This is a genomic window from Thermodesulfatator atlanticus DSM 21156, from assembly GCF_000421585.1.
GTDB lineage: Bacteria > Desulfobacterota > Thermodesulfobacteria > Thermodesulfobacteriales > Thermodesulfatatoraceae > Thermodesulfatator > Thermodesulfatator atlanticus.
Genome location: NZ_ATXH01000044.1, coordinates 1 through 6529, shown reverse-complemented (window position 1 = coordinate 6529; position 6529 = coordinate 1). Strand labels below are relative to the sequence as shown.

Annotated in this window: 7 protein-coding genes; 4 read left to right on the top strand and 3 right to left on the bottom strand. The window is 40.9% G+C overall.

The features are described 5' to 3' along the window. Positions 1-441 (top strand): integrase core domain-containing protein (locus H528_RS13710; protein ID WP_022854485.1); only part of this gene is annotated, 441 nt, incomplete at its 5' end. A gap of 41 nt (positions 442-482) precedes the next feature. Beyond that, positions 483-1583, top strand: coding sequence for a THUMP domain-containing class I SAM-dependent RNA methyltransferase (locus H528_RS0111685; protein WP_033396595.1), 1101 nt, complete (start codon positions 483-485; stop codon positions 1581-1583). Here H528_RS0111685 and H528_RS0111680 read toward each other — a convergent pair. Further along, positions 1573-2892, bottom strand: coding sequence for an MBL fold metallo-hydrolase (locus H528_RS0111680; protein WP_022854483.1), 1320 nt, complete (start codon positions 2890-2892; stop codon positions 1573-1575). The two genes, H528_RS0111685 and H528_RS0111680, sit on opposite strands and share 11 nt — an antisense overlap. A 67-nt stretch (positions 2893-2959) precedes the next feature. Between H528_RS0111680 and H528_RS0111675 the strand changes: the two genes are divergently transcribed. Then, entirely contained in the window at positions 2960-3331 is a 372-nt protein-coding gene (locus tag H528_RS0111675) for a PilZ domain-containing protein (protein ID WP_022854482.1), read from the top strand. After that, positions 3328-4104 (top strand): prepilin peptidase, encoded by a 777-nt coding sequence (locus tag H528_RS0111670; protein ID WP_022854481.1) that lies wholly within the window; start codon positions 3328-3330, stop codon positions 4102-4104. Before H528_RS0111675 ends, H528_RS0111670 begins: the two co-directional genes overlap by 4 nt. A gap of 39 nt (positions 4105-4143) precedes the next feature. Here H528_RS0111670 and H528_RS14225 read toward each other — a convergent pair whose 3' ends face one another. After that, a complete protein-coding gene (locus tag H528_RS14225) occupies positions 4144-5730 on the bottom strand; it encodes a hypothetical protein (RefSeq protein WP_022854480.1) in 1587 nt (528 codons plus the stop codon). A gap of 1 nt (position 5731) precedes the next feature. After that, the coding region (locus H528_RS13705; protein WP_033396593.1) for a cytochrome c3 family protein at positions 5732-6529 on the bottom strand (798 nt) is incomplete at its 5' end.

Below are 6529 nucleotides of genomic sequence, written 5' to 3'. Positions count from 1 at the left end.
GACTGGTATACCAAGGAGATAGTGGGATTTGAGGTTTCCATGAGGAGCCGGACGGAAGAATGGCTTAGCGCCCTTGAGCAAGGCCTAAACAAGAAGTTTCCTGAAGGAGTAAGAGGCAAGGGTCTTTGTCTTGTGAGCGATAATGGCAGCCAACCCACGTCGAAGAAATTTGTATCAGAGATGAAGAATCTTCAGATAAAGCAAATATTGACGAGTTATAGTAATCCAAAAGGGAATGCGGAGACAGAACGGATGATAAGAACGATAAAAGAGGAAATGATATGGATTTCGGAATTTAGGAATTTAATAGAGGCAAAGGACAGAATTGGAGATTGGATAAGGCGATACAATCGTGAGTATGTGCATTCAGCGCTGAGCTATATGAGCCCAGAGAAATTTGAGGCAAGATATTATGAGGGCAGCTACAGGGATGCTGCTTAAATGGTGTCTCCCCAAGATAACGTCCAAAAGTGTCCGGCATTTTGGGTAGCACTACAGTTTTTGAAATTTTTGCCGTATGTTCGCCCGGAATTGAAAAAGTTCTTGCACAAGAAATAAGCGTCCTTGGGTACAAAAATAAAACTACTCCTGGAGGGGTGATTTTTAAGGCGAATCTTAAAGGCCTTTATCTCACTAATCTCTGGCTGCGCACCGCAACAAGAATTTTGATCAAAATAGGCTCATTTAAAGCCCTAAATTTTAAAGAATTGATAGATAAAGCTAGCAGGTATCCATGGGAAATATATTTTTCGCACACAAACTCTTTAAAAATTAGAGTCACCTGTAAGCATTCGAAACTATACCACTCAAAAGCTGTTGCCGAACGTCTTTTAGCTGCCATTAAAACCCGCCTGGGAAGAGAACTTTTTCTTACAAACGATAAAGAAGCACCGCTGCTTGTTGCGCGTCTCAACCATAACGAAGTCTTATTACGTGTAGATTCCTCTGGAAAAGATCTTTTCAAAAGGGGTTATAAAGTCGCCCCAGGGACCGCCCCCTTACGTGAAAACTTGGCCGCTGCACTAGTATTGCTCTCAAACTGGGACAAAGCTTCTCCCATTATTGACCCCTTTTGTGGAACAGGAACAATTATCATAGAAGCTGCAATGATTGCCGCAAACATGGCCCCCGGTCTTAATCGCTCTTTTGCCTTTCAAAACTGGAAAAATTACCAAAAAGATCTTTTTGAAGCCCTTGTAGAAGCTGCCCAGAAAAAGATTTCCCCTCCCTCCTCCCCTATCTATGGTTTTGATTGGAGTGAAAAGGCTATCCTGGCTTCTCAGCAAAACGCTAAAGCTGCAGGAGTTGCCCCATGGACAAGCTTCAAAAAGCAAGAAGTCAAACACTTAAAACCCCCTGCCCCCAAAGGTTTTATCGTTACCAACCCTCCATTTGGTAAGCGTATTCGAGAAACACTCATCCCCTTGAGGACTTTAGCTCGAAAGCTTCAAAAGGATTTTTTTGCCTGGCACCTTACGTTCATCTATCCAAGCAAAAAAGTCCCTATCGCTTTTCCCTTTGAATTAAAAGTGCTCACGAGTTTTTCCCATGGAGGCCAGCGGGTTTACGTGTTCAAAAAGTAACTTTTCTCCCAAGTCGCGGAGCCTCTACCGTAAAGCCTAAGTTTTGGCGTATGTCTTTTAAAAGAACACTGCGTGCCCCTGGTTCCCCATGGGTAAGGAAAACGCGCTTGGGTTCTTTTTCAAAATTCTTTAGCCAACTAAGCAACTCTTGATGGTCTGCATGAGCGGAAAAGGCTTCTATTCTAAAAATTTTGGCCCGATTCTCTACCGGCATATGATCAAGAAAAACTCTAGGTTTCCGTAAAAGAATCTCCCTTCCTGGAGTCCCTTTAGCTTGATACCCCACAAAAACCACATAACTTCTTCTAGAAGATAAGTGTCTTTTTAAATGTTCGATTATGCGCCCACCGGTAACCATGCCAGATCCTGCAATAATCAGATAAGGCGGTTTTATTTGTTCTATACGGCATGAGGCCTCAACTGAAGCTGCCGCAAAAAGAAGGGGAAAAGAAAATATTTGATCACCCTTTGCTAAACGGGCTAGCGCTTCCTCATCATAAAGATTGGTATACTTGGCGTATATTTTGGTCACTTTTAGCGCCATAGGGCTATCAACAATTACCGGAAGAGGTTTTATTTCGCCTGATTCCACTAAGTCATTCAAAAAATAAATCAGCTCCTGAGTACGACCTATGGCAAAAGATGGTATGAAAATACGCGCATGTTCTTCGCGGGCTTTCTCAATAATAGCTTTTAATTGCTTTTTGGCCAGGGAAAAAGGCGGATGCTTGCGTCCTCCATAGGTTGATTCCATGATGATATAATCCGCCTCTTTGATCGGAGAGGGATCTCGGATGATGGGCGTCCCTGGACGACCTATATCCCCTGAAAAAACAAACTTTTTCCCTTCACACCATATTTCAACATTTGCGGCACCAAGAATATGACCAGCATCTTTCAGTCTAAAGTGTATCCCCCCGGGAATATCAAAAATTTGATCATATTCAAAAGCCCAGCAAAGCTTTAAAACCTTCTTAACGAGACTTTTTGGTCCGAGTTTCGGTTCGAGATGTAAACGATCTGCCAAAACAATCTCTAGAAGATCGACAGTAGGCTCAGTAGTAAGAATTTCTCCCTTAAAGCCATCGCGCACCAGCTCAAGGAGTCTTCCTGAGTGATCAAGGTGGGCATGGGTTAGTATGACGTAGTCTATTTTTTTAGGATCGAAAAGAAAATTCGAGTTAATCTTTTCGTAATCCTTTTCCTGGTAAAGCCCACAGTCAATAAGGATCCTTTTACCGCCTGTCTCAAGGAAATAGGCGCTTCCAGTTACTGTACCGCAAGCTCCGCAAAAAATTATGCTTCCCATAAATTTTTCCTTTTATTTTTTATCGCCGATGAATACCATAAGGTCAAATGCTAAAGAGAGGTGACAGATGTTTTTTACAGATAGGCGCAAAAGCCCCCGCTACTGCTGTCAACTGCCGGTCTTTGTAAACGAAAAAGAAATGCATCTTTATCTTTGTGATCTTTCCCTGACAGGATGCTTTGTAGAAGCAACCGAAGAACTACTCCTCCCTGTTGGCGAAAAAATAACTTTGACCTTATTTTTGCCCTGTGTTGGCCCCCTACCTGTAGAAGGGATAGTGAGACATCATGGAACACCTGATAGAATTGGCATGGGTGTTGAATTTCTCTCTTTTCCGGACCGCCTACATAGGGTCTATGCCAAATTCGTTAAAATCCTTCCTATTTTAGAAGAAGCAAGAAATCTCTACCGTGAGTTAGTAGAAATGGAAGCAAGATGATATCAATCAGCCTTTGGCAACCAATAGCTGCTTTCATTTTCGGAGGCCTGATAGGTAGCTTTTTAAATGTCTGCGCCTGGAGACTTCCTCGTGAAGAGTCGATTATACGCCCTGGCTCACATTGTCCTAAATGTGGCACTCCTATCAAATGGTATGATAATATTCCCATCGTAAGCTATCTTTTTCTCCGGGGAAAATGCCGCTCTTGTAAGGAACCCATTTCTTTACGCTACCCCATCGTAGAACTTTTTACCGGCCTTCTTTCTGTGGCAGTTTTTTTGCGCTTTGGTTTAACGCCTGCTTATCTCGGTTTTTTTGTTTTTTGTGCAGCGCTTTTGCTAGTGAGTTTGATTGACCTTGATTATCAAATCATCCCCGACGAAATAAGTCTTCCGGGTATTTTGGTTGGATTAGCTTTTTCTCTTTATAATCCTTTAACTACGCCTCTTGATGCCTTACTAGGGGCTCTATGTGGCGCAGGTGGTCTTTATCTTCTTGCTGAATTTTACTATTTTCTTACCAAACGCGAGGGCCTTGGCGGGGGAGATTTGAAACTTCTTGCCATGATAGGGGCCTTTTTAGGGGTAAAAAGCTTAATTCCTGTGGTATTTATCGCTTCCTTAGTGGGAGCTGTTATAGGGATAAGCCTTAGTATTTTTTATCGGATAAGAGAAAAAAGAACCTTTGCCATTCCTTTCGGGCCTTTTCTTTCTCTGGGTGCTATCATTTATCTCTTCCTTCCTCAACTATTTGACACGTTTTTCCCCTATTAAGGCTTCCATTTTTCGAATCGAAAAAGTCTCCTAGAACAATTAGCGATATCTTTTTCCCTCTCCAGGCTTAAAACTTTTGTCCACATGACAAGCCACACATGTTTGGAGTGTCGAGGGCAAGCGCAACTTATGTGGACTAAACAACATAGATCCCGGAGCCCAATACCTACTAAGCCTGGGATCATGAGGATTATGACAAGAAGCGCATATTATTTTTCCATTATATAAAGGCATGGCTATCCCTATACGATCAGGACTTTCTTTAATAGCCTTCAACAATTTACCTTTAGGTTTAACCCCGACATGGGTATAACCGGCGGGGTGGTATTTTTCATAGCCAGGATGACACCCTTTACAACATTCATCAGGATCAGCCCGCATAAACTTGACTGAACTTATGCCTTTAACATGTTTTACATCAGGAAGAGAACTATGGCATAGCAAACATTTCTCTTCAACTATATTCCCTTTTTCATCTATTTGCCCCACGTGAGGATTAAGTCTTTGGTAAGCCTTCGCCTCATGACATAAGAAACAAAATTTATATCTTGGCAGTCCTTCTCTTCGCAAGAAATTGCGATTGTATTTTTGAGCATGTTTACTCAAAAAGCACTGTAAAAGAGAATTATGACATGTTTCACAGGTTAATTCCCCATTTTGTAAAGGCATATAATGTGGCACTTTAACTTTCTTAGGCTTAATACCTACAGGATGGATATCAGCTCTTGCAAACTTATTATCATGACAACGCTCACAAAGCTTATTAAAATCATTATCTTTAAGAGGCGCTTTCTCTGGAGAAGGATCACTCTTATGGCAACACAAACAAAACAGTTCTTTCCAATGAGGATTTACAGAACGGGACTCCCATGCAAAAGGCAAATAATAATCTTTCAAATTCTTAGCATCTTTAGATTGTAGGTGATGTTGATGACATAAAATACAGCCACTGCCTGAGGAAACATCTATCCCTTCAGCTAAAGCTTTCTTCCTAATCTTAGGATCCTCAAAGGGATTATAGCCATGTTGCTTAACACACTTTACTTCTGCATGACAAGGAGTACATGAATACTGATCTAAAAAAGATTTTAATCTTTTATCTTTTCGGATTTTATTTTTTACAAAGGCAATATGGCAATAAATACAGTTTTTAGCGCTCTCTGTATGTGGATTATAAGAAAAAAAATTCGCATTATGACATGCAATACATAGCGAAGAATATATGTTTAATTCAAAATCCATCTCATCGAGCAGCTCCTGAGGAGGCTTTCTCAAGAGATAGGGCTCGATTTCTTTCTGATGTATATTATGACAAGTAAGACATGTTACTGTATCTCCCTTTCCTAAAGGCAAACCACGCAAAATAAAAACTACTGACTTAGACGCAAGTTTTACCCCTACAGGATGCGTCATTACACCGGCATGGCAGTTCATACAATAAGAGTTAATATCAAAATCTTTTCTTAAATCTTTTTTAGCTTTGCCATACCTATCCATTAAATGGCAATCTGAACATTTAAGATTATCATGCATTGGCAATGGCACAGAGAGAGACTCAGCGAATGAATCGCTTAATAAGCCAAAAAATAAAAACAATAGTATGATGTAATAAAATAAGCGAATCATATTATTGGACTCTTAAAATCAAAGGTATTTTATGTTTATGCAAATCTTCTCTCATGCCTTTATCATGATAATATCTAAACAAAAACAGCGCGCTTGGACCATGACAAACTGAACAGAAGTTTTCCATAAGATGGGCTCGCTTGCGCAAAAAGCTGTTACGAATATCCCCTTCTACATTTTTCCACGGCGCTTTATCTGGATGACTGTCATCCCAAATATGAGGATCGTGACAAGTAGGACAAGAAATTACCCCCTCTTTTGACCTACGCCCGTCAACTGTATAAAGAGGAACTTCTTCTAAGTTTAGGATAGAAAGAAAGCGTTTGTGATAGCCAAAGTAAAGCTTCATCGGATGTGACCCAACAGGGACAGTCTTATCTGCAGCAGGGCCTTCTTTGCTATGACATCCATAACAAGTCTTTTCCATATAATCCTGCCCTTTTCCTAACGGCGCTACCCACAATATTACCTTTTCCTTTGCATTGTGAACTCCGTGACAAGCAGTACAAACAGAGGTGTTTTTTATGGGTTTTCCTTGGAGGTTAACATACTCAGGTGCTACCACATGCATATCATGGTCGGTTCCCTCTACATAAGATTGGTTTCTGTGACACGTTCCGCAAAGTTTAGGATGTTTTAAGTTAGAAATACGCAAAAAGCTATCAGCTTCTGTTCCTTCTAAATTTTTCCCCTTACCCTTTTTCTTAGCCCCTGGTTTCCACTGGTGGGGATTATGACACGTAGCACACTCCACTAATTCCCTATTCCCCTTCTTATATAGCGGTAATCCCTTGGGCTT

Coding starts and splice junctions, on each gene's coding strand:
- H528_RS0111680 (WP_022854483.1), bottom strand. CDS start 2,892: ATGGGAAGCATAATTTTTTGCGGAGCTTGCGGTACAGTAACTGGAAGC.
- H528_RS0111675 (WP_022854482.1), top strand. CDS start 2,960: ATGTTTTTTACAGATAGGCGCAAAAGCCCCCGCTACTGCTGTCAACTG.
- H528_RS0111670 (WP_022854481.1), top strand. CDS start 3,328: ATGATATCAATCAGCCTTTGGCAACCAATAGCTGCTTTCATTTTCGGA.
- H528_RS14225 (WP_022854480.1), bottom strand. CDS start 5,730: ATGATTCGCTTATTTTATTACATCATACTATTGTTTTTATTTTTTGGC.